The organism is Pseudoalteromonas sp. J2K-J979 (assembly GCF_058169715.2).
The window spans coordinates 3,468,635-3,492,855 of record NZ_CM200281.1; the positions used below are offsets into that span (position 1 = coordinate 3,468,635).

At 41.9% G+C, this 24,221-nt stretch carries 20 protein-coding genes and 1 riboswitch; of the genes, 9 read left to right on the forward strand and 11 right to left on the reverse strand.

From position 1 onward, the window contains the following. Positions 1-49 precede the first annotated feature (49 nt). Together AC3KVK_RS15865 and AC3KVK_RS15870 are read left to right on the forward strand one after the other, a co-directional pair. Positions 50-2,296, forward strand: coding sequence for a TonB-dependent receptor (locus tag AC3KVK_RS15865; protein ID WP_490311404.1), 2,247 nt, complete (start codon positions 50-52; stop codon positions 2,294-2,296). A 62-nt stretch (positions 2,297-2,358) separates the two neighbouring features. Continuing rightward, positions 2,359-3,048, forward strand: coding sequence for a Fe2+-dependent dioxygenase (locus AC3KVK_RS15870; protein ID WP_490311403.1), 690 nt, complete (start codon positions 2,359-2,361; stop codon positions 3,046-3,048). Between the two features lie 27 nt (positions 3,049-3,075). Here the strand turns inward: AC3KVK_RS15870 and AC3KVK_RS15875 are convergent, their stop codons facing one another. The 3 genes from AC3KVK_RS15875 to AC3KVK_RS15885 form a co-directional block, all read right to left on the reverse strand. Further along, a complete protein-coding gene (locus AC3KVK_RS15875) occupies positions 3,076-3,960 on the reverse strand; it encodes a class II glutamine amidotransferase (RefSeq protein WP_490311402.1) in 885 nt (294 codons plus the stop codon). A gap of 168 nt (positions 3,961-4,128) precedes the next feature. Continuing rightward, on the reverse strand, positions 4,129-4,839 hold the full coding sequence (locus AC3KVK_RS15880) for a LipL32 family surface lipoprotein (RefSeq protein ID WP_490311401.1): 711 nt from the start codon (positions 4,837-4,839) through the stop codon (positions 4,129-4,131). Positions 4,840-4,938: 99 nt separating this feature from the next. Then, entirely contained in the window at positions 4,939-5,880 is a 942-nt protein-coding gene (locus AC3KVK_RS15885) for a tetratricopeptide repeat protein (RefSeq protein ID WP_490311400.1), read from the reverse strand. 177 nt (positions 5,881-6,057) lie between these two features. Here AC3KVK_RS15885 and AC3KVK_RS15890 point away from each other — a divergent pair, with 177 nt between their 5' ends. From AC3KVK_RS15890 to AC3KVK_RS15900, 3 genes are read left to right on the forward strand one after another with little or no spacing between them, the layout of a single operon-like run. After that, positions 6,058-6,303 carry a DUF2960 domain-containing protein gene (locus tag AC3KVK_RS15890; protein ID WP_490311399.1) on the forward strand — a complete coding sequence of 82 codons (246 nt, stop codon included), beginning with the start codon at positions 6,058-6,060 and terminating at the stop codon, positions 6,301-6,303. Positions 6,304-6,345: 42 nt separating this feature from the next. Continuing rightward, positions 6,346-8,322, forward strand: a complete 1,977-nt coding sequence (locus tag AC3KVK_RS15895) for an LTA synthase family protein (protein WP_490311398.1) — start codon at positions 6,346-6,348, stop codon at positions 8,320-8,322. A gap of 45 nt (positions 8,323-8,367) precedes the next feature. After that, positions 8,368-8,754, forward strand: a complete 387-nt coding sequence (locus AC3KVK_RS15900; RefSeq protein WP_490311397.1) for an MAPEG family protein — start codon at positions 8,368-8,370, stop codon at positions 8,752-8,754. A 140-nt stretch (positions 8,755-8,894) separates the two neighbouring features. Here AC3KVK_RS15900 and AC3KVK_RS15905 read toward each other — a convergent pair whose 3' ends face one another. The 4 genes from AC3KVK_RS15905 to AC3KVK_RS15920 all read right to left on the reverse strand — a co-directional run bounded on the left by AC3KVK_RS15905 (position 8,895) and on the right by AC3KVK_RS15920 (position 12,147). Further along, positions 8,895-10,274: a M28 family metallopeptidase gene (locus AC3KVK_RS15905; protein ID WP_490311396.1), complete on the reverse strand. Its 1,380-nt coding sequence runs from the start codon at positions 10,272-10,274 to the stop codon at positions 8,895-8,897. A 194-nt stretch (positions 10,275-10,468) separates the two neighbouring features. After that, positions 10,469-10,663: a helix-turn-helix transcriptional regulator gene (locus AC3KVK_RS15910; RefSeq protein ID WP_490311395.1), complete on the reverse strand. Its 195-nt coding sequence runs from the start codon at positions 10,661-10,663 to the stop codon at positions 10,469-10,471. Then, positions 10,660-11,088, reverse strand: coding sequence for a hypothetical protein (locus AC3KVK_RS15915; protein WP_490311394.1), 429 nt, complete (start codon positions 11,086-11,088; stop codon positions 10,660-10,662). Before AC3KVK_RS15915 ends, AC3KVK_RS15910 begins: the two co-directional genes overlap by 4 nt. 96 nt (positions 11,089-11,184) lie before the next feature. Next, the gene (locus AC3KVK_RS15920; protein ID WP_490311393.1) at positions 11,185-12,147 is read right to left on the reverse strand and encodes a LysR family transcriptional regulator; all 963 of its coding nucleotides are present in this window, start codon (positions 12,145-12,147) and stop codon (positions 11,185-11,187) included. Between the two features lie 110 nt (positions 12,148-12,257). On the opposite strand from AC3KVK_RS15920, the gene AC3KVK_RS15925 reads away from it, so the two are divergent. Next, on the forward strand, positions 12,258-13,199 hold the full coding sequence (locus AC3KVK_RS15925) for a sodium-dependent bicarbonate transport family permease (RefSeq protein WP_490311392.1): 942 nt from the start codon (positions 12,258-12,260) through the stop codon (positions 13,197-13,199). Between the two features lie 71 nt (positions 13,200-13,270). Here AC3KVK_RS15925 and AC3KVK_RS15930 read toward each other — a convergent pair whose 3' ends face one another. The 3 genes from AC3KVK_RS15930 to AC3KVK_RS15940 all read right to left on the reverse strand — a co-directional run bounded on the left by AC3KVK_RS15930 (position 13,271) and on the right by AC3KVK_RS15940 (position 17,738). Continuing rightward, on the reverse strand, positions 13,271-14,704 hold the full coding sequence (locus tag AC3KVK_RS15930) for an SPM autocatalytic domain-containing protein (protein WP_490311391.1): 1,434 nt from the start codon (positions 14,702-14,704) through the stop codon (positions 13,271-13,273). 250 nt (positions 14,705-14,954) lie between these two features. Continuing rightward, positions 14,955-16,961: a S9 family peptidase gene (locus AC3KVK_RS15935; RefSeq protein ID WP_490311485.1), complete on the reverse strand. Its 2,007-nt coding sequence runs from the start codon at positions 16,959-16,961 to the stop codon at positions 14,955-14,957. A gap of 198 nt (positions 16,962-17,159) precedes the next feature. Next, positions 17,160-17,738: a chitin-binding protein gene (locus tag AC3KVK_RS15940; protein WP_490311390.1), complete on the reverse strand. Its 579-nt coding sequence runs from the start codon at positions 17,736-17,738 to the stop codon at positions 17,160-17,162. A gap of 145 nt (positions 17,739-17,883) precedes the next feature. Then, positions 17,884-17,978: riboswitch (cyclic di-GMP riboswitch) on the reverse strand. Between the two features lie 154 nt (positions 17,979-18,132). On the opposite strand from AC3KVK_RS15940, the gene ygjK reads away from it, so the two are divergent. Next, entirely contained in the window at positions 18,133-20,556 is a 2,424-nt protein-coding gene (gene ygjK, locus AC3KVK_RS15945) for an alpha-glucosidase (protein ID WP_490311389.1), read from the forward strand. A gap of 93 nt (positions 20,557-20,649) precedes the next feature. Next, the gene (locus AC3KVK_RS15950) at positions 20,650-21,597 is read left to right on the forward strand and encodes a hypothetical protein (protein ID WP_490311388.1); all 948 of its coding nucleotides are present in this window, start codon (positions 20,650-20,652) and stop codon (positions 21,595-21,597) included. A gap of 12 nt (positions 21,598-21,609) precedes the next feature. Here the strand turns inward: AC3KVK_RS15950 and AC3KVK_RS15955 are convergent, their stop codons facing one another. Further along, a complete protein-coding gene (locus tag AC3KVK_RS15955) occupies positions 21,610-22,506 on the reverse strand; it encodes an AraC family transcriptional regulator (protein WP_490311387.1) in 897 nt (298 codons plus the stop codon). A gap of 139 nt (positions 22,507-22,645) precedes the next feature. On the opposite strand from AC3KVK_RS15955, the gene exaC reads away from it, so the two are divergent. Further along, a complete protein-coding gene (gene exaC, locus AC3KVK_RS15960) occupies positions 22,646-24,166 on the forward strand; it encodes an acetaldehyde dehydrogenase ExaC (RefSeq protein ID WP_490311386.1) in 1,521 nt (506 codons plus the stop codon). Positions 24,167-24,221 lie beyond the last annotated feature (55 nt).

Here is a 24,221-nt window from a genome sequence, read left to right on the forward strand (position 1 = left end):
ACAAATTAAATATAAATGATAACTATTATCAATTGAGTTTGGAGAAACTATGCGCGTTGTAACCAAAGGACACCCACTTCCCTTCAATAAAAAAATGATGGTTCAGGCTATTGCTGTTGGCCTAACAACGATGGCCTTTACAGCTCAAGCCAATGAGCCTGTGAAAGAGCTTGCGACCACCAAAGTAAAAGAAGAGAAAAAAAGCGATTATAAAGTTGAGAAAGCATCTTCAGAAAAATACCAAACTTCCTTATTGAATACGCCAAAAACCATTACCGTAGTCAATGAACAAGTGCTCAAAGATCAGGGCGTCACAAGCCTAAATGACGCGCTACGCAATGTTTCTGGTGTTTCTACTTTTGGTGCTGGTGAAGGCGGCGGCGGAAATGTCACCACCAATGACAAAATCACCATTCGTGGGTTTAGTGCCAATGACAATATTTATATTGATGGCATTCGTGACATTGCGGGTTATTCACGCGATATGTTTAACTTTGAGCAAGTTGAAATCACCAAAGGTGCCAGCTCAAGCATTACTGGTAAAGGGTCATCTGGCGGTAGCATCAACCTTGTCACGAAACGTGCTGAGCAGGACGAGTTTAGTATTTCTGAAGCCAGCTATGATAATGCAGAGCGCCTACGCTTAACTGTGGATCATAATACTCAAATCAATAACACTGCTGCTGTACGAGTAAACGCCTTATACACTCAAGGCGGTGATACCTTCGATAATGGCGTTGAAGAGTATCAAACCACGGCGATTGCACCGTCATTTCGTGCTCAATTAAGCGAAAAAACGGTCATTAACGCTGATCTTCTCTGGATGGAGCAAAACAACGATCCAATGCTTGGATTACCCTGGGTGAGTGCCGATGTATCCAGTCAATTAGGCTATAAAGAAGGCCCTATCGCCACTCAGTATTGGGATAATTATTATGGTGTTGCTAAACGTGACTATGAAGATGTATCGGTCAATTTAGCGACGTTATTAATTGAACATCAACTTGCTGACAATATCATGCTGCACAGCCAAACCCGTTTAGCTAAGAACGAAAAGCAATCAGTACTGGCACGCCCAATGTTTGCCAACACACGCGACCCTGAAACTCGCGAGCGGACTTATCTAGACAAAATAGATTTACGCCCGGTGCAAATTGTTGATCAAGAAAATGAATTATTTGTCACTCAGCTTGATGCAGTGATCAGCTTTTCAACCAGTAACATTAAGCACGACTTAGTGGTTGGAACGGAATATTATCAAGAATCGACCACACGTTTCACCACTCAAAATGAGATTGAACTAGAACAAAACTATGTTGATTTAGACGCTCCTCGCCCAGACATGCCCTATACAGGTGCGATCACCCGTTACAATCGACCTACCGAGGTTGAAGGCACAGGGATTGCGTTTTATGCACTCGATAGCATTACCTTTAACGACCACTGGCTGGCAACGGTAGGTCTGCGTTACGAAGACTATCAAGCCGAAGGGTCTGCTTATACCTGGAATCGAGTCGATGGTAATTGGGAGCGTTTGTTAGTCGAAGGACTTAAAGCAGACAGTGACTTTTTCAGCTGGAATAGTTCTTTATCTTATAAAGCAGACGAGCAAACCAATTATTATCTGGGTATCTCAAACTCACAAGATCCTGCTGCCGGTGATTTAGCCTTTAGCGGTCGCGGTGCTGAAGGGCTTAAAAGTGTCTCAAGCCTCGATCCTCTTGAAGCAAAAAGTTATGAACTAGGCGCCAAGTGGGATTTATTTGACAGTCAGTTACAGTTAAATGCAGCACTCTTTTTAACCGAAAAAACCGTGTTAGACCGTGATGACGATGGCAGCTACTTCTTAGCGGGTGAGCAAGAGGCCAAAGGCCTTGAGCTATCTGCAAGCGGCTCACTCACTGAACACCTCAGTGTACTGGCCAGCTATACCCATCAACAAACCGAGGTAACGAAAGATTTCAACCCAGATACCCAAGGGAACGGATTAAGCGCCGCACCTGAAGATTCTGCCAACATCTGGTTGAGTTATGAATTAGATAAATTGAGCTTAGGTGCCGGTGCGCAATATTCATCAGGTAACATTTATTGGCGTCGAAATACCGCTTACTTTGATAGCGGCAGCCAAACCTTATTAAATGTCATGGCAGGTTATGATGTGAGCGATAAATTGGCTGTACAGTTCAATATTGATAACTTAACCGATAAAGAATACATTACCGATTACAGTGCCAGAGGTCATTTCCGTCCAGGAAATCCGCGCACGATGAAGCTCACCCTACGTTATCAGTTTTAACTGACTCAATAGACAGGCAAAGCAGTGCTGCTTTGCCTGTTTTAGTAATAAAAAGGCACGTTATGCTAGTAAAAATCCCCGCAGTTTTATCCAAATCACAAGTGATTGAGTGTCGTGATATGCTGGCAAGCACACAATGGATCGACGGCCAAAGTACAGCCGGTCACTTAGCAAAAAACTGCAAGCACAACCTGCAATTACCGCAGACTGACCCAATAGGTATTGAAATAGGCCGTTTTATAGAAGCTCGGTTAGCAGACAACCCACTCTATATGGCTGCGACCTTGCCCAATAAAATTTATCCACCCATGTTTAATTGTTACCAACAAGGCGGTACGTTTGGCGAGCATGTTGATAATGCCATTCGTCGTATCAATTCAAATACCCATTCAACCACTCAAATCCGCACTGATGTATCGGCGACCTTATTTTTAAGTGAACCAGAGAGTTACCAAGGGGGCGAGCTCGTGATCCAAGATACTTATGGGGAGCAACGTGTGAAGTTAGCAGCTGGCGATATGGTTATTTACCCCTCGACTAGCCTACATCATGTGACCCCAGTCACCGAAGGACAACGTTTAGCGAGCTTTTTTTGGATTCAAAGTTTGATCCGCCTTGATGAGCAACGCAGAATTTTATTTGACCTTGATAATAGCATCCAAGCACTAACAGCCGCAGATCCATCGCAGCCAGAATTGGTTCGTTTAGCGGGGGTTTATCACAATTTACTTCGCCAGTGGAGTGAGGTTTAACCTGCATGCAACCCCGAGGCCTTTCAGCTAAGGGACTGCTACTTCAGCTTGAAACGGTAAACCGATAGGCTTTTGCATCACCTTCGTATTGCCATACGCTATAACAATGTGATTATTCTCGACTTTAATCCACTGCGCATCTTCTTCTGTCAGTGGCTCTGAACAAATCATAATACTTTGACGTTTTGGATCATCACTATAAATGACATCAACAACATCATCTATTTTGGTTACTTCTCCATGCGCATAAAACAACGAGGCTGGCTGCGAGGTTTCTAACGTCGCAAATCGGGTCGCAACGGTATGAAAACCATCAGTGATGGCAAAATTAATAAACGCGTTCGTATTTGCTCCTGCTTGCTTGCGCAACACCATAATTTCACGAATAGTCTCGACCATGGCCTGCTCAAGATCGTCGGCACTAGCTGACTCTTTAAAGCCTAACTTATCCATAAACAGCGCAAATGCATGCTCAGAATCAGTATTGCCTTTAATAAGGTTAAATGCCCGGTCAGACAACCCGTTGATTAACGCACGGCGAAAGCTATCAAACAGGTCTAAACGGCCATTATGCATCCATAAATAATGCATACACTGAAACGGATGACAATTTCCTTGGCTAACAGGCATCCCTTTTGAGGCATCACGAACATGGGCAAAGTAATGTCGAGTCGGGACTTTTTCAGCAATCGTTTTAAGGTTACGATTACTCCAAGCAGGATCGACATTAACAAACGTCGCTGGTATTACATCGTCATGCAACGCATACCACCCTAAGCCAAATCCATCAGCATTAGTGGGAACTTTGCGCTTTTGAGCATATTTACTTTGCATCACCAATGAATTTTCAGCTTCAAAGATCAATGGTGACATTAACGTTTCAGGACCCGAATAAGTTAAAAACCGACACATGCTAACACTCTCATTCTGATGGAATATTTTTTTGCAAATTTAGCCCGTTCCTCACAGAACACCAAGAAATAAAAATAGTTTTTATCCTGCCAAGCCTGCTAACACGTAAAAAGTATCATTACGCGCAAAAAAAAACCTGCTTAGCAGGTTTTTCACAAAACAATCAAGTTATTGATTTACTTGTTTATGTAATTCATTTAACGAGGCCGCCATAGTAATACCCGGAATATTTGAGCCGATAGTCGCCACAAATGAACCTTCTACTTTACCTGTTTTATAGGTAGTAAACGCTACGCGGTATAAGCCTCGTACTAACGCTTTTTCAGGCTGACTCACTTGTGATTCAATCCGAGCCAGTGAGTTATACTTAGCATGGCGTTTTTCATCATAAGTATCATCACCATCATCATCTGTATCAAGCACACTAAAGACTGATTTAGCTTCTTTTATTTTTTCTGGGCTAATGACATCCATGCGCTCGACACGGATCCAGGTATCAAACCATTGCTCTTTATCTGCTTTTAATTTCTTTTCAAAACCATCTTGAACAAAATCGTCCTTTTCAGGCGAGGCTAAGTCACCAACAGGTGAAATCATTCTCACACCCAATTCATCTAACGCCGCTGGGACCCAAATATACAGATAATAAGCCCCTTTACCTTTGATAGTCTCATCGGGTTTAGAGTCTTGGTCAATATACCCAAAATAATTGACTGTATTTGCATAAGGCACAGCCACTTTGGTAAACCCTAAGCTTTTACTCTTACTTGAAGTAAAGCTCGGTAACCCTTCGCCATCCACTAAACTATTTAAATTAAACCCTGCAAATGCAGAGCTACTCATAAATGCCATGGCAACAGCCACTAACTTTAATTTCATGATCGCTTCCTTTTTTATTTGATATGCATCCAACTGCAACCTGGACGTAAATTATCCAGCGGTTATTCTACACACTTTTTGCCTTTAGAGGATTGTTTTTTAAGACTGTTCAAAAAATTGGCATTGATTAAAATAGCCCGACAACTGATGATCTCGCAATTGATTATCTTGCTGATTCACCGGATGCGGTGGTAATGGAACCTTAATCAACACAGCAATTTGCTCGATTAAATACACAATACTGTCATTTTCCACCGCCAGATAATCATCCACAAGTCGCGGATCAAGTTGCACAGTTTTAGGTGAACTTAATACTTGATAGGCGGCATTGAGCCAAGCTAAATAAGTGCTTTGCGCTGATGATAATTGATACCGGCTTAATTTACTTTTATCTAAACGGGCAAATTCAGCTACATCATGATTAAGCAGCAAGCTACTCATCAAATTGAGAGTACTAAGAATTTGGCTATTGATTCGATTCTGCCCTTCACGTAAAAAAATCGCTTTAGTGAATAAATTCGACGCTTCCTCATAGCGTTTCTCACTGAGTAGCAACATACCTTCATTATTAGCAATACTTGCTTCCATCATTATATCAGGCTGTATTTTTAGCAGTGCTTTAGCTTGTTTAAAATACTGAATGGCTAATTTTTTATCGCCTATATAACGCGCTGCAACGGCGGCATTACTAGCATACTTAAGCTGATCTTTACTATTTGTAGCAACGTTAAGTGCACATTGATATGCCCATAATGCTTGCTGACTGTACCCAGATTTTCTAAACCAAATACCGGCTAAATTATAATAGAAATCAGTTTTAGGTTTACCGGTTGCTTGGTAACTAGGCAGCATTTCTATAAGAATCCGATGAGCATGTTTAAGGTTTCCTTGATTAAGAGCCGCACGCGCTGCGGAGGTATGCCAAAGCAACTGAATTTTAGCGGGCATCTTGGGAAGCTGTGGTTGGTATTGTTGATACAGCAATAATGCTTCGGACGGTTTATCTGCAGCCAAGACTTCAGCCCTTTTTAAATCCGCCATTATTTCACTATTACTGAAAATCAAATAAAAGAACAACGGAACAATCTGCATAACCGACTTCTTTTTTCTAAAACAATGTTTGAGTATAGACCAAGGAAAGTCTGCCTATCCGCTCTTTCATCTCTCTTTAAAAAAGATATAATCCCCCTTTGAAATCGCAGCATATAGAGAGACATCATGGCACGCCGGATCAGCTACAAATTTAAAGACCAAGCTAAAGTAATCAATTTCGCTAACGATAAATTTCACGATATGTATGAAGCCATCGCAGCTGCTGAAGGTATAGACCTAGGTAATTACTTGGCAATGGAAAAACAAATCGCCATGACCTCAAAAGGCTCTGCAGCGATTAAAAATTTTCGTGACCAAGAATTTGCTAAGTTTGGCTTTAGCGATATTCAATTCATTAAAGATGAGAAGTAATAAAAAATTTAGTAATATCAACTTGAAACTTGGATTGAAAGCTTGGAACTTGTAAAAATAAATAATAAAGACTCTAGATTGCTTTATATGCAAAAAGAGGCTTTTAACATGTTAATACACTATTTCATTACTTTAGTCGTATTAATGGCATTTAGAGTTTTTTATATTGTTAATTTTTCTGATGAAATTAAATTAGAACTTAACCCCGAAATACTATCATCATTTTTTTACATGTCTTTGAGGTTCGATATGGCTACTTTTAGCTACATCGCATTACCAATAACAATAATAAGCATTATATTAAACTCCCTTAGATTACATCAGATTTCAGCTTCAATATCAAAGTCAATATTAATATTATTTTATTTCACATTAGTAACAACCTCTATCTTATCGATTTTTTACATACAAGAATACAACTCGACATTTAATCATTTTATTTTCCTAGGAATCTATGACGACAAATGGGCTTCGTTATTAACTTTTATAAAAGAGTACAAACCAACTTTAAGTTTAATGACTATAGCATTACTCATTTTCACTCTGGTAAAAATTGTCATTTCAACTTCAAATCAGACACTATTAATACCAACAAAAAACAAAAAAATCGCAATTTTAATTTTAATTTCATTTCTTATTTTGATATTGGTAACTAAAAGAGGTGGAATATACCATCGAGAACTTTCAAGGAAATGGTCAGGTGTAACTACAGACCCATTTTTTAATAACTTAATATTAAATCCAATTAACAGCCTTTACTTTTCAATAAATGATTATAGACAGCTAATCAATGAAGGTGGCACGAGTCAAAACCCATATGCACTACCTCATAATTATCACTCTATATTACATAGAGAAACTCTAAATTCTAATTTAGAAAGACCTTCTCATATTTTTTTAATTATAATGGAAAGCTATGACTCATGGCCAAAACAGGATAAATATCGAAGCCTTAACATTAGTAACACCTATCATAATCTGTCCGAAAAAAGCAGCCATACTTTAAATACGACTCCAGCGTCTCATAGCACGTTTAATTCAGTTGCAAGTATAATCTCAGGAATACCATATTCTGGAGTGAATATGAGGCATTTTATAGGTAAGAATAGTGAGAATCCATTATCACTCCCTTCACAATTGAAAAGTCTAGGGTATTCATCACACTTTTTTTATGGGGGCTTACTGTCCTGGCAAAAGATAGGTGTATTTATGAATGAACAGGGTGTTGATCATTTACACTCTGGAGAACTATTAAAAGAAAGAGAATCCTCAGACATTTGGGGAATAAATGACAGACAACTATTTGAATTGGTCGAAGAAAAGCTAAGTAATAATAGCTTAAATATAATACTCACATCTTCTTACCACCCACCTTACAATATAGATTTATCAAAAGAAGGGTTTAACAGTAAAAAATTTAAGGAAGAATACTATAAAAACTACTCTTCACTACATAGTTTACTAGATTACAACACCCTTGGTCATCACTGGTATTCAGACAATATCCTTGGTGACTTTATAAATAAAACAAAGGAAAACCACCCCAACTCATTATTTATTATTACTGGTGATCACTATAGCCGAAGGTACCTTCACAATCAGCCAAATCTATTTGAGCTAACACAAGTCCCTATTATTTTTCATGGAAATAATTTAAAGGAAGACTGGAGCAAAAAAAATGCAAGCCATCTTGATATAGCTCCCACATTAATGGATTTTATCACACCAACTAAATATAAATATTGTAGTTTTGGCACTTCCTTATTTCAACATGATAGCAAGCCAAAAATTGGATTTAAAACTATGAGGGTTGGTAATAAAATATGGAAAGGTGACTTTAATCGACAATATAGTTACTACGACCATAAAACAGAAAATGAGAAATCATTCTACCCACCTAAATACACATGGGAACCAATAAGCGACGCCGATTTAACATATTATAATTCATATATGGGGTTAGCATGGCAGATGGTTGTTAACCCTGAAAAAGTAAACACCATGAAATTATGCAAATAGCGCAATTAGACTTTGTTAAACCAATAATTAACCCAAGGACAAACCATGACCACCATTATAATCTGTGCTTTTATTGCCGCTTTACTCCCTTATTTAGCTAAAGCGCCTGTTGCCTATGCGATGCAAAAAGAAGGCGGCTACGACAACCAGCACCCAAGAGCTCAGCAAGCGCGATTAACCGGCTTTGGGGCAAGGGCATTAGCTGCCCATCAAAATAGCTTTGAGTCCTTATTGGTTTTTTCGCTCGCTGTTGCGGTTGTCTTAGCAACCAATACAGTCGGCAACTCAGTGCAAATACTTGCTATTGTCTACTTAGTTGCGAGAGTGTTATTTTGTACTTTTTATTACCTAAATATTGATAAATTGCGCTCTTTGGTCTGGCTCATCAGCTTTTTGTGCCCACTAGGCATGATTTGGCTCAGCATCCCATAAAGCAAGCTGAGTTTTAGCTCTGCCACTCTCTGGCTTTTGGTCTGTATGAAGGTGTTTCTCCCTCCCTTCATTCATACCAAAGTGCCTGGTTAGCACTGGCTCTTTATTTGCTCCTCGTTTAGCCTTTTAAAATTGTTGGCTCACTCAAACGCGCCTACTTCACCAGGAAACACCACCGGCGATTCAAAACCATCTTGACTGACAGCAGCCACCCCAAACGTGTAATTATCTATCACTATGTTTTCGAGTGTTGCCTTATGAACCTTGCCAACATCACGGCTAAACTGCCATTGCGGCTCGCTAGTATAGCGCCAATAAATTCGGTAGCCCGCTATTGTTGGATCATTCGATTGCCGCCATGCAAAATGTGTACTTGCTTCAACCGCACCACTAATTTTCACTTCTGTTGGCGGCGCTGGCGCCCAAGCCATTGAGGCCATACTCACAGCATTGAGGGCTGTTAATTTTGCGGCATAATCAAAATCAACCCCGTCGATGGTATCGCCATAAACACGACCATTTTCTGTGCGTAAATCTTGATGTTGACGATCGTAATGCTCATTTGTTTCCATAATTCTAACAGCTGCAAAACCGACATCATTAAATGGGCGATGATGACCACCACGACCAAAGCGGTCGAGACGATAAACCAGCATTGTATCGAGGTTAGGAATATAGCGATCAGCTATAGTATCGATATAACGAGCGAGATTTCGACTCGCAGAATCAACTTCCCCGCCTGTAAAACGCCTCACTCTTGCTTGCTCTGGCGTTTCAGTAACGCGCGTGCCCTCAGAAAAAATACGTGCAGTTGTATTATCGGTTACACCATTAATACCCGTAATATTGCCAATCATGTCGTTATTAAGTACGCCATGGACTTGCCAACCTTGCTTTTGAGCGTATGCAGCAAGAATTTTTCCGCCAAACAAGCCTTGCTCTTCTCCCGATAAGGCCGCATAAACAATCGACCCATTAAATCGATGCTTTGATAACACTCTCGCAGCCTCCAGCGTGCCAGCCACTCCCGATGCATTATCATTGGCACCTGGTGAATCACGGGTAAAATCCATGACATCACTCACTCGTGAATCAATATCTCCCGACATCATCACCATCCGATTAGGCTCAACTGCACCGCGCTGAATCGCTATAATGTTCACCACTTTGGTAGGATTCGGAATGCGTTTTTCACCTGAGATTATATCTGATACTTCAATCACCTCTAAACAACTGCCGCATTGCTGAGAAATTTTTTCAAACTCTGTTTTTATCCAGCGCCGAGCCGCCCCAATCCCCCGAGTGTTTGATTGCGTCTCAGATAACGTATGGCGTGTACCAAAATCAACTAATGTTTGAATATCTTGGCCGATTCGCTCTGCAGATACAGCCTGTGCAATTTGATGAAGCTGGGCCTGATCGCGATAATTCATTTCATTCGCCAAGAGGCTTTGACTCAATATAACTGAACCGACCGTGACCGAAAGTAAAGTAATAAGTGGATACTTGGACGATGACATACAAAAGCCTATGCAGTAATTTTTATTATGTCATTTGAGACTATCGCACCTTAAATAAACGACAACTTTTTTGAGATGAACACAAAACAAACACCGTTTAAGTGGGTTCATTTGAAAAAGTTATCAGGATGATAAGTTGCAAACAAAAAATAGCCACACAACTTTCATCCGATAATCATGTCCTGTAAAGACAATTACGCGTCATCTTCAAAAATGTCTTCTATCGCTAAGCCAAATAAACGGGCGGCCTTAAATGCTAATGGTAAACTTGGATCAAATTTCCCTTTTTCGATGGCATTAACGGTTTGACGAGACACATTGAGTAGCTCTGCAAGTTTTGCTTGAGTCCAGTCTCGTTCTGCGCGCAATACTTTTAAACGGTTTTTCATTCTTCATCCTCATCACAACCATATTGCTTTTGTAAAACAAAGGTCGATATCAGATAGGTCAAGCCCATAAAAATAACTAAATGCGAAATTTTCGCATCAAAGGCAATGATATGCACGTTACTCATGGTTTCATAAGCAATTCCCATCACCAGTACTGAGCCTAAGGTAATGCCCATTGCATGCAGTTGCAGCTTTTGCTGCATCTCATCTAGCCCAAGCAGCTGACGCTTATTCGCCAAAATCATTCCCACACCAATTGCAATATTCATCAATAACGCAATCACACTCATGACCACGCTTTGCTGCCAAATAAATGTTGGCCCAAAAGACACCAAAGCTAGGCTCACTAACCATGCAAACGTCCACTTAGCTAAATTCACGGTATTGTATTTATGTTTTTGCTGCCAATTCAATTCTGTATTCATAGTCACACCTTTAAGTAAAGTAAACTTGACTAAACTATTGCGTATCGAATACATTAAGTCAAGCTTGCTTTACAAAAAGAACAGTTAATTATACTTTTATCGCGACTGAGAAGATAAAGCTTGTAGTAATTGCGCTAAATCATTGTTCACCCATTGTGGATCAAGGCACTGCGCCAAATTTTGCTCGGCAAACCGCAAAAAGCCCAATGCCGCATAGGATAAATGGCGATCATTGCGCACTATGAAGTACCAGTGGCTCTCAAGGGGCAGTCCTTCAACTGGTAAAGTGACAATGCTATTATCGTGGGCCGGTAAAACATGCCGCGACAATAACGCAAGCCCCATTCCTGAGCTAACACCCACTCGGATCGCTTCATTGCTGGCCATTTGCATACTACTCGCTAAGGTTAGTCCTCGACTTTGCAAAAAGCTTTCAAACAGCATCCGAGTCGCAGAACCTGGCTCACGCAATAAAAAACGCTCTTTCATCACATCCGGTAAACGCAGGCTCGGTTGCTGCGCCAATGGATGATTCTGCGCAGCAACCAAGACTAAGGGATTACGTAAAAAACGACCCGCGAATGCATGCTCGAGTGAAGGTGGGTGGCTAAATACATATACATCATCCATACCTTGCTCAAATCGCCTTAATACTTGCTCACGATTCCCGATTTCAACAGTCACATCAACATTAGGGTGCGATTGGCTATAAGGCCCTAGTAACCGGGGCAAGATATACTGTGCAGTATTAACCATGGCAATACTAAAGCGACCCCGCAGGCCTTCTTGCAAGGCGCCTAAAAACGAATTGTATTCAGAAAAACTCGCTAAGGTTTGCTGACAAATACGGTATAACTCTTGTCCTGCCTGCGTCACAACCAGTTTGCTATGTTGATTTTCAAATAAAGGTTCACCAATCGCTTCTTTTAAGCGTTTTAGCTGCAATGACACCGTCGGTTGTGTCAAATGTAAACGGCGAGCGCTTTCTGTGATAGAACCAGTTTGTGCAACATCGACAAACACTTGCAGTAATCGAAAAGTTAAATGACGAATATTCATTGCAACACCTATAGATAATTATCTATAACATGTTATCAATGTTTTAATTTTCATCAATTGATAAAAACTCTTACACTGCATCTAATTTCTATCTATCTCTGAGGGGTCGCATGCCTGATATTGTTGTGATGTTTTTTCTGTTAGGGTTGTTTGCGGGGATTGTCCGCTCTGATTTGAGTATTCCTAAAGCAACATATGATACGCTCAGCCTACTGTTAATGCTGACCATTGGCCTTAAAGGTGGCATGGCGTTGCATGGCAACTTAAGCTGGGGCTTACTTCCTGAGCTCCTCACTGTCGTATTACTGGGTGCGCTGATCCCGCTTACTTTATTCCCTATTCTTAGAAAATTGATTGGCTTAAGCCTTGCAAATAGCGCCAGTATCGCAGCTCATTATGGTTCAGTCAGTGCAGGAACGTTTGCGGTTGCTTTAGCTTACACCCAAACCAACAACTTAGTGATCAACCCAGAAATTACCCTTTATTTAGTCTTGATGGAACTGCCAGCGATTATTGTTGGCTTACTGCTGTACCGTCGTTATAGCGCCGCACTCCCTGATGCTAAAACAGTCTCGATGGCTGAGTTGTGGCATGAAGCCTTAACTAACAAAGGTGTGATATTACTTGTCGGTGGTGTCATCATCGGTTTTATGTACGGCCCGCAACAAGGTGCACAAGTGACCGATCTGCTAATGGGCGGCTTCAAAGCGGTGCTGGCATTATTCTTACTCGAAATGGGCTTAACAGCTGCACAAACCTTGCGCCCCTTACCACTTAAACATTGGAAATTAATGATTTTTGCCTTGATCGCACCACTTTGTTTAGGTGTGCTCGGCGTGGGAGTAGGTACTTTTCTTGGGCTAGAACAAGGTTCGATTGTTATCTTAGCCAGTTTAACAGCCAGTGCCTCATACATTGCTGCACCTGCAGCGATCAAAGCATCCATCCCAGAAGCGGATATTGGCTTAGCCATGCTTAGCTCTTTGGGTCTCACCTTTCCTTTTAATGTGATCATTGGTATTGGTCTCTACCACCAGCTCGTGCAATGGTAAGCTAACTCTCACCCAAAATTCACTTACACAACTGAAAATGGCTGACAAGGAAGGCGTCAGCCATTTTTACTTCACGTATCTTTTTTATTGGCGACTCCATCAATCATTTTCACTAAGTTCAACATATGATCAAATTTCGCATCTACTGGCTCAGCGACCTCATCACTTCGCGCTTTTATCTCTGCCAAACTTTGCTGTAATCGCAACATACTGTCTCGCAATGCGGCTATCATCGGACTTTCTTCATTCCCTGATTGAGCAAAAAAATCTCGCTCTGCTGCCAATTTGGAGTGGCTCAACTCATTGACTGCATCAATCATCTGATTGAGCTGTCCGAGTGTTTGTTCATCATTTAGCCATTCAGTAAAGCGCGATATAGACTCTTTTTCTAAGCGGGTTAACTGACTATTCTCTGGAGAAAATGGGGTCGTTTGGCTCAGAAAGGTCGTGGCTGCACGCTCGGCTAAATCAACTTGCACCATTGACGCAGCCAAACCATCTTCGCGTAAATACACGCCACTACGCTGGATAATGCCCAATTCCTGATTATGTTGATCTTTGAGCGTATAATGTGCGGCTTCACTGCCTAAATAAAGTGCGCCAACACCCGCTTGCGCTAACTGCGTCAATGTTTTTTGCCCGTGTGAGTCTAAATGCCATATTTGCAAGCGTTCAAAGACTGCGTCATTTTCATCGATCCAGCCATTCCCATCGTCATCATAATGAGCAAGCTCTTTAAACGCCTCGCCTGTTAACCCGCCGAGTAACTCTGAGCCATTATTAATGTCACCATCTTGATTTTTGTCCAGCACTAAAAAACCTGAGCCTGCAGCCGCAAAGGCTAAGGTTTCTTGTTGCCCATCAAGGTCAATATCAAAATCAAAACTCACCGTACTTAATTTGGGACCTTGCCCGGATAAATCCAGTACAAGTGGATCGTAGCGCAGAGGCTGTGTTTGCTGAGATAACTGTAGATTTTCTTGCTTAAAATAAGCCTGATCCATCTTCAAACTAAAATTAAAATCAATCTCCCGACCATCAGCCAAACTCACTTGGCCTTGAGCCTGAAACTGAAGACTACTTTGCTCATATTCTAAAAAATATGATTGCATGGTGAAATCAGCTTGGTGACTCATTGATTGTATATTTATTCCTGTGGAGCTTTGCGTGACCAGAGTCGAGGAGTTTACCGGCTCTGAGTTGATAGCTCGCACTGATATCTGTTGAGAAATCAAATTTGAAAAAAGCTGGCTGAGTTCATGCTCTTGGTGAACAACTTGCTGGCCTTGCGAGCCACTTACCTTACTATTACTCGATATGTTTTGCCGTTGGGCAGCCAATTCACGCGCTGAATAAGTGTACTCGGTCGCTGTTTGTGTACCTCGCTCTACACCTTGTTGACCAAACAATGTTGAAGGGCGACTCTGAAGCTCTGTTTGAGTTGCACGATAGGTATGCGAATCCTTCGCTAACTGTGTTGAGAGCCGATAAGTATCGATTTTCATATCAGGTTTCCTAGCTTTATCTGTTACCTAATACATCGACCGTTAAGGTTAAATATTGAGCTGTTAATCAAGGTGAAAATTAAATGGGTAGGACAAGGTATCAGGCCAATAATCGCTAGCAACATACACTCATTATCCGTTTGTTCTGTAAGATGCTAACCTACAACGAGAAAGCTTAAATTAAGGATGAAATTTGCTTGTTGTAGGTTTTTATTTGCCTTACGAATATCGTTCGTCTGTGTTTAGTACATTAATCCAATAAACCGATAAAAAAGGCCATCTCTAGTGCGCGTTCTCGCAAACTTTTAAAGCGCCCCGAAGCACCACCGTGGCCTGCATCCATATCAGTTTTAAACACTAAAACATTATTATCCGTTTTCATTTCACGCATTTTTGCAACCCACTTCATCGGTTCCCAATACTGCACTTGAGAATCATGAAAACCCGTAGTCACTAAAATATTTGGATAATCTTGGGCGCATATATTATCGTACGGTGAATAGGCTAAAATTGTCTGATACGCAGTGAGTTCATTCGGGTTACCCCATTCATCATACTCATTGGTTGTCAGTGGAATGCTTTCGTCAAGCATCGTAGTCAACACATCTAAAAAGGGCACATGACAACCGACCCCTCGATAAAGCTCTGGCGCTTGATTGACCACAGCCCCCATTAATAACCCACCCGCACTACCACCTGAAGCAAATACTTTATCGCAATGGCCATATCCCTGTGCGATCAGCGCACGAGTCACATCAATAAAGTCATTAAAAGTGTTTTGTTTGTGGGCTTTTTTACCTTGCTCATACCAATCACGACCGAGCATTTCAGAGCCGCGAATATGGGCAATCGCATACACAAAACCACGGTCAAGCAAACTTAATGCATTACTTGAAAAGCTCGCATCAATGGTGATGCCATACGCCCCATAGCCATATTGAAACAATGGATTCGTACCGTCTTTTTTAAAGCTATCTTTGCGATAAACTATCGAAACGGGCACGCGCGCACCATCTCTTGCTTCAATAAAGAGCCGCTCTGACTGATAGCGACTTGCATCAAAATCACCTAACACTTGCTGTTGTTTTAATACCGTTTGTTCGCCAGTTGCGAAATCAAACTCTAAGAGTGAACCAGGGGTCGTTAAACTTGAATAATATAGGCGTGCACATGTCGCGCTTGGTTCTGGGTTTTCAGCCATGCCTGCAAAATAACAAGGATCATTGAATTCAAGAGGAAAGGAAGTGCCATCTTGACGATAAACGATAAACTTTAATTGCCCCGCCTCGCGTTCGGTGACCACCATATACCGTTCGAACAACTCCACACATTCCAACATGATGTCATCGCGATGACCGATCACCTCTTGCCACAAAGACTGATCACCGATTTCAGATTGGTGCGCGGTCATTAAACGAAAGTTTTTCGCCTGCCAATTTGTCACAATGAAAAAAGTTTCGCCTAATTTATCCGCATCATACTCATGACCTTTTTCTCGAGGACATAATTGCACAAACTGGCCATTGCAATCGTTGGCATCCAACACCCAAGTATCACTGGTTTCGGTAGACTCTAAATCAAGCATGATTAATGATTCATCACGACTTTTACCCAGCCCCATAAAAAAGCTGGCATCCTGTTCTTCAAATACCAACACATCATCGGCTTGCTTAGTGCCAAGCACATGGCGATATACTTGATAGCCTAAGAGGGTTTTGAGATCTTTTTTTACATAAAACACGGTTTGATTATCGTTCGCCCACACCGCTTGCCCTTCAGTGTTTTCAAGCACGTCGTCAAGCAGCAAATCTGTGGTTAAATCTTTAAAACGAATTGTGTAAATACGACGGCTATCAGTGTCTTCAGAGTACGACATTAACTGATCATTGGGGCTAATAGAAAATTCCCCTAAGTCGTAATATTCATGTACTTGAGCCAAAACATTGGTATCGAGTAATAATTGCTTATTGCCCCCGAGGGCATCTTCTGAGCGATAATAACGAGCAAATTCGTCATCACCACTTATTTCAGAGTGATACCAAAACGCCCCATCTTTAACTGGCACCGTACTATCATCTTTAACGATTCGATCTTTAAGTTCATTGAATAACGCATCTTCCAGAACCTGGTGTTGCTTAAGTACAGAGTCACAATAGCGATTTTCGGCTTCTAAATGCTCGATAATCTGAGGGTTTTTTCGCTCATCATCCCGCATCCAATAATAATTATCGCATCGCGTATGCTGATGGTGAGACATTTCAAACGGTTTTTTTATCGCTATAGGTGCACTGATACTCGGGTTAGCCACAAACAATTTCCATACAGAAGATCAAATTGGCGCATATTTTAACGCAATCCATAAAAAAAGCCCGAGTTAATCAAGACTCGGGCTTTGGCTAAACCATCATAGAAATGGTTACTCAAGGGAAAAACATTATGAGAGAGCTATTAATTTTTACTCTAGCCGCTGCCAAGCTAACGGCCAATTTTTACCCACGCCGGGTTCATACTGTTCGTCCATGTGCCCTCCTAAGCGGCAAAATTCGGTATATGGCCATGGCCGACACATATAAATGGCATCAGTTTTACGATGATAAACACGATCGCCTGCGCGATAATCACTGCGGTATTGAGGAAAAATATAATCATACAACGAGTCCAAAATGACTTGTTGTCCTTTACACGTATCGGCATGCATAAAACGAACATCAACACTCACAATCCCGCTGGCTTGCAAAGCAAAAATACTGTTTTGACCATAACTTGGGATGATGCCAATTTCAGGGTAGTGCCGCCCCGCCTGCAACACTTTAAAATGTTTATTAATGTACTCGCAGAGTAGCTTAGGCCAAACATGAGGCTCTCCTTCACTCGCTTGAGCTACTTCATACTCAAACGACAGTTCAGGTAAATTACCTAATTGATCAAATAATGCAAAGTGAACTCTGTCACCTTTATTTAACCGATAATCCGTCACAAACGTATGAATAATATGCCAATCACCAGGTAATAAACCTGCCAATACATTAACCATACAAGCACCTTTTAAGGTTATTTTGTTTCATGCAACATGCCGCCAGCATACAAGTACACCTTCTAATCCTTTAATAACACGTGAGTTTATTTGGCGACCAAACACTAACAGTGCATGCACTGTGAAGGCACAATGAAGAACTCATTGCGGCAACCCCGCTGTCGTAGCCATGCAACAAGACATGACCGTAGATCGGAAGCTTTGCGTCCTAACCTTTCGATTAGTTTGCCAATATAAGCGCAGATCATAGCTTAAGTGCCATCAATATCAAACTAAAATACTACCGACAAAAATAAAACCACACTTTAGAACCAGCTAATGACCCCTTTCAACGCTATGAATCAACCCTATAATTGCATACAATAGACCAAAATAACAACCTATTGAGCATCCTATGCCGTTATATCCCCTGCTAATTGTGCGTATTTGCTTGTGCCTTTATTTACCCTTCGTATCAGCCGCTGACTTGCAACTCAATCGATACGGTTCGCCTTCTGCGATGCAACAGTTTGATCAATATGGTAATCAGCAGTTTAATCCTTTTTTCGATCTCGGTAGCTGGCATGGCTTTCTGCAACCCGCCACCACCAATGAATATGGTGGCTTTACAGGGCCAATGTTAATTGCTCAAGAATATGGCATCTTTATCGCCAAGCAACTCGAGCAAATTTCATTGCATCATCAAGACACCCAACGTCGTTTTGATCTAACAAACGCAAAGCACAGCATACAAACGTTGCCTGGCCAACTTATCCAGCACTACAAATGGCCAACGCTACACCTCTCCCTCACACTGCAGTTTATAAACTCGACCACTGCCTTAATTGAAACTCAGTTTACTAACCTCACTCAGTATCCACTGTCATTGAATCTGCAATGGCAAGGAACCTTACACAAGACATTTTCCAAAACACAAACGTACCAAGCACGCTATCCTGATTGGCAGATGCATTTTGACACAACACCCGACGTGCTTACGGTCAAGTTTTCTAAAATGAGCGCCCCTTGGCAAATGTTGTTTTCTGGCCAAGAGCAGTATCAAATTACCCGCTCTATCCGTTCTAAGACGCAGCTCAGCTCACAAAAAAACAGCTATCTCAGTCAGGCAGTTCTGGAGCTCCCTCCCCATCAAAGCAGCACAATTTATACTCAACAACGCTATATTCAACACCCTAATGAGACGCCCGCAGTAGCTTGGAAAAACATTACAGAATTAAACAACCAGCAACAAAAACGCTGGGCAACCTATCAGCAGCGCCTCAACCCTCAGTCTCAGATCCCCCTCGCGTTACAAACCAAAGCTGTTGCGACCTTAATGGGTAACTGGCGCAGCCCTCAAGGTGCTATTTTGCACGATATCGTCAGCCCTTCGACCACAGCCCGCTGGTTTAACGGCGCATGGGCTTGGGATTCATGGAAACATGCCTATGCCTTGGCCAAAATCGATCCTGAATTAGCTAAAAAGACCGTTATTTCAATGTTTGATTATCAAATCAGTGCACATGATCCAATTAGACCGCACGATGAAGGCATGGTAATAGATGCCATTTTTTATAATAAAGATCAGCAACGTGGTGGCAAAGGTGGCAACTGGAATGAACGCAATACTAAACCTCCATTGGCCAGCTGGGCTGTTTGGCAAATATACCAACAAACGCACGATCGAGACTTCATCACACAGATGTTTCCTAAACTGCTCGCGTACCATCAATGGTGGTATCGCAACCGCGATCATAACCAAAACGGCTTAGTTGAATATGGCGCCACCTTGCACCCACTTCAAACGAATGAACAAGGCGAATTACGCTTCACAGTCGATTACTTATCACCAATCACCAACCTTGCTTTAAGCCAGTGTGCACTGGAGTCTGCCACAGAATATTTTCGTTACCAATGTAGTGGTAACAACTTGTATAAACAAGTGCTAGAGGATGCGAATTACATAGCGTTAGATATCCCTGTTCAACATGGTGCTGGTTGGGAGTCTGGTATGGACAATGCTGCCCGGTTTGGTTTTATCAACCCAGAACAGCTCGCACGTTATGCCACAACCTTCCACCATGGCGACCTAAAAAAAGCCCGTCAAGACTGGCAAGTGCAGTTTTTACCCAACCAAAATAATCAGCAGCTTGTCGGGTACTCAATCAACCAAGAGTCAGTTGAACTCAATAGCTATTTAGCACAAGAAAAACGACTTCTCGCAAACATGGCGTCATTACTCGGCAACCCCCGCTTTGCACAGCAACTCAACACTGATGCCCGCACACTCACCGATAAAATTAACGCCTGCTTTTTTGATGCCCAAACTGGCTTTTATTACGACCGACAACTGAGCACTTTGTCATCCGACACCTTGTGTAGCGGCCAACTTCTCAGTCATCGCGGTAAAGGACCTGAAGGTTGGGCTCCTTTGTTTACTAAAGTGGCCAGCCCACAACACGCGCAACGCGTAGTTAAAAATATGCTCAATCCAAAAGAGTTTAATACTCATGTACCATTTCCAACCGCAGCCCTGAGCAACCCTGCCTATGATCCTAATATTTATTGGCGAGGCAGAGTATGGCTGGATCAAGTCTATTTTGCTTTAATCGCACTGCAAAACTATGGCTATTCGCAACAAGCTCAACAGCTATTAACACGGCTGATAAATCACGCAGAAGGGTTACTCGATTCGCAGCCGATTCGTGAAAATTACCATCCAGAAAACGGCCAAATGCAAGGTGCAACTAATTTTAGCTGGAGTGCTGCTCATCTGTTAATGCTAGCACAAGAGGTCAATTCACCCACCTTGCTGCCCGAACAAGTAAAAAATCAGTAAGCACTTACAATTAATTACAACTTTTCAATAGGGTGTCAGCGTATAATCGCGCGCTACACTCTATTAGTACATAACCAAACGCGGCCTCATAACATGAAATTCTATCTCTCACTTTTATTCAGCTTTTTTCTTGGGGTTATTCTCTGCTACAGTTATTTTTCTTTTTTGGGTGCCAATTCAACAACTGACGTCACCAGACCTTTTCACTCCAAAACAACAGAAACGCTCTCTCACTCCATCGAGGTCAATCCACCTTCTGAGTCTGAATCACTTAGCAATCGAGCCGTGAAAGCCAATATGCATCACTCTCACGAACGAGATGAATCGACTGATGACAACAATCACAATAATGCTGATAGCCAACAGCCCACAGGCACGGTTCCTGAACTCGACTTTACGGCTCTCGATACCCATTTTCAGAGCCTTGAGTTTGCAAAAGCAGCTGCGACCATTGAAGTCAATTTTGCTCTCACAGAAATCAGCCACACTTTATCTTTGACTGAGCAACAGTTAAGCGCACTCAGCACACTGCTACACGACAAAAATAATGCTGAGATCGAGCTTATGACACCGTATTACCAACGTATGGCCACAAATAACAATCCATTTTTATCCGCCGAACAAGACCAAATAGAACTTGAAGCAATCAACCTCGAACGCGATGCAATCCAACAACAATTCGAGCAACAATTAACTCAATATTTATCGGCTAAACAAATCGAAAGTTATCAAGCACTAGAAAAGCAGAAAATCATCCAACAACATGAACTTGAAAAGTTTTATAGCACACAAAGCTACTTTGCCATGTTGCCAGACCTACAAGAGAGTCAAAAGCAGGTCATCTTAGATATTTACCAACAAAGCTACCAACAAAACATGGCTAACTTAGACGTGAAACTTGGCGCATTTGGTACTGCTCACCGTCAGTTTTCTCAAGGTGAACACCCGATGCAAGCCGTTGAACCGCAAATTGAACAAATTTTAACGCCTGAACAATTAGCAAAAAAGAAACAGTTTGAAAACCTAGAAGCTGGGTACTAACACTCCAGCCGCTTATTTACATGCTTGTTGATATTGCTTTGGGCTTTGGCCGAACATCGCTTTAAAGCGACGACTAAAGTGACTCGGATCATTAAACCCACTATCAAAACAGGCTTGTGTCACGCTTAAGCCCTGTTTAATTTTTTTTGCCGAAAATTGTAGCCGCTGCTGCAGTAAAAAGGCCTGTGGCGTGCAATGTAAATGCTGCTTAAACATCGCATACAAGCGGCTACGACCCATACATGCCACTTTACACAGTTGTTCAATTTCGATTGGGTGCATTAAATTTTGCTCGATAAACTGCACCACAGCTTGCAACGCTGAGCCTGTAGGATCTTGTCGAGCATGGTGTAACAACATCTGTGAACTATTAAAGCGTAGCAATCGCACAATGAGTTCAGTAATCCCTAAATCAATCAGCATGCTTCTATCTGATGGTTCCTCAATAAAAACCTGACTTAGCTTGTGATACAAAGCTTGTGTAGCGGAGCTATTATCCAGCTGCATAGTCGAATACATTTGTTTAAAATCAGCTGTTTGCTCAAGCGCCATTTTATCAACGACCTGTTGAATTCGTTTGCTGTCGATCTCGATGGTTAAACAGGATGTTGGTTGTTGCCAGCTAGCCGTAGGGAAATCGATTGCGACCTGTTCACCTTGCGCAATAATGAAGCTCTGCCCGGGAAAAAAACGCTGGCCTACTTGCAAACTATGGTGATGCATCACTTTTTCGCCCTGAGTCATCGCACACAACATCAATTGCTCAGCACGAAATGGCACCGCCTTAGCCGCTTCGTAAGTATCATACACACACAACTGCACGTCATCAGCATTAAACACCGTACAGTTATCAATTAAGGTTTTGATTTTTTTATTATTAAGTTGGCTACTTCCGGTCAAAACGTGCATGGATTTTTCCTTTGTTACCTGTCGCTAGCATGGATGAGAAATGTACAAACAGTCAAGTTTTTTGCACCGAGCGACAAGTTATCGCCTTTGTTAGCTTCTAGTCTGGTAGGTCAAACAACACACAATTGGACACATAATAATGATTTATAAAAATCCAGGCCAACCCGGCGCTCTTGTTTCTTTCAAATCACACTATGGTAATTTTATTGGCGGTAAATGGATTGAGCCCGTTGACGGCCAATACTTCGACAATACGAGCCCTGTGACAGGCGAAATTATTTGTAAAATTCCACGTTCGAATGATAAAGACATTAACCTCGCACTCGATGCAGCCCATGCAGCTAAAGAAGCGTGGGGAAAAACATCCGTAACAGAGCGGAGCAACTTACTACTAAAAATAGCCGACCGAATAGAGCAAAATCTTGAGATGCTCGCCGTTGCAGAAACGTGGGATAACGGCAAAGCGGTGCGTGAAACCTTAGCGGCTGATCTGCCTTTATGTGTTGATCATTTTCGCTATTACGCAGGATGCATTCGTAGCCAAGAAGGATCGATTGGTCAGATTGATGAGCAAACAGTCGCCTATCACTTTCATGAACCCCTTGGTGTGGTCGGGCAAATCATTCCATGGAACTTCCCATTATTAATGGCCGCATGGAAACTGGCTCCTGCATTAGTAACCGGAAACTGCGTTGTGCTTAAGCCTGCAGAGCAAACACCTGTTTCAATCTTAAAGCTCATTGAAGTAATTGAAGATTTACTGCCTGCTGGCATATTAAATGTTGTTAATGGCTTTGGTAAAGAAGCAGGTGAAGCACTTGCAACCAGTAAACGTATCGCTAAAATCGCCTTTACTGGCTCAACACCTGTCGGGGCGCATATTCTTAAATGTGCAGCCGAAAACATCATTCCTTCTACCGTCGAATTGGGCGGAAAATCACCAAATATCTATTTCAACGATGTGATGGAACAAAGTGAAGAATACATTAGCAAATGCGTTGAAGGGGCAGTCTTGGCGTTTTTCAATCAAGGTGAAGTGTGCACTTGCCCGTCGCGTTTATTGATTCAAGAAGATATCTACGATGCTTTTATTGCCAAAGTGATCGAACGCACAGAGCAAATAAAACGGGGTAATCCACTGGATAGCGAGACCATGGTCGGCGCTCAAGCATCACAACAACAGTTTGATAAAATCTTAAGTTACCTTGAAATCGGTAAACAAGAAGGAGCGCAAGTTCTTGCCGGTGGCGGCATTGAAGCCATCAGCGATGATTTATCTAAAGGCTACTACGTACAACCCACGTTGTTTAAAGGCGATAATTCAATGCGAGTATTCCGCGAAGAAATTTTTGGCCCTGTCGTCAGTGTAACCACCTTTAAAGATGAAGCTGAAGCCATTGCAATTGCCAATGACACTGAATTTGGCTTAGGGGCAGGGCTGTGGACGAAAGATATGAACCTCGCTTATAGAATGGGTCGCGCCATTGAGGCTGGTCGAGTTTGGACTAATTGCTACCATCATTACCCTGCCCACGCTGCATTTGGTGGTTACAAAAAATCTGGGGTTGGCCGGGAGACCCATAAAATGATGCTTGATCATTATCAAAATACCAAAAACCTTTTAGTAAGTTATGCCGACAGCCCGCTTGGTTTTTTTTAGACCCAGCAATACGCGATAACCCCCTTTATCCCTAGTTTAAAACGTCAACGCCATG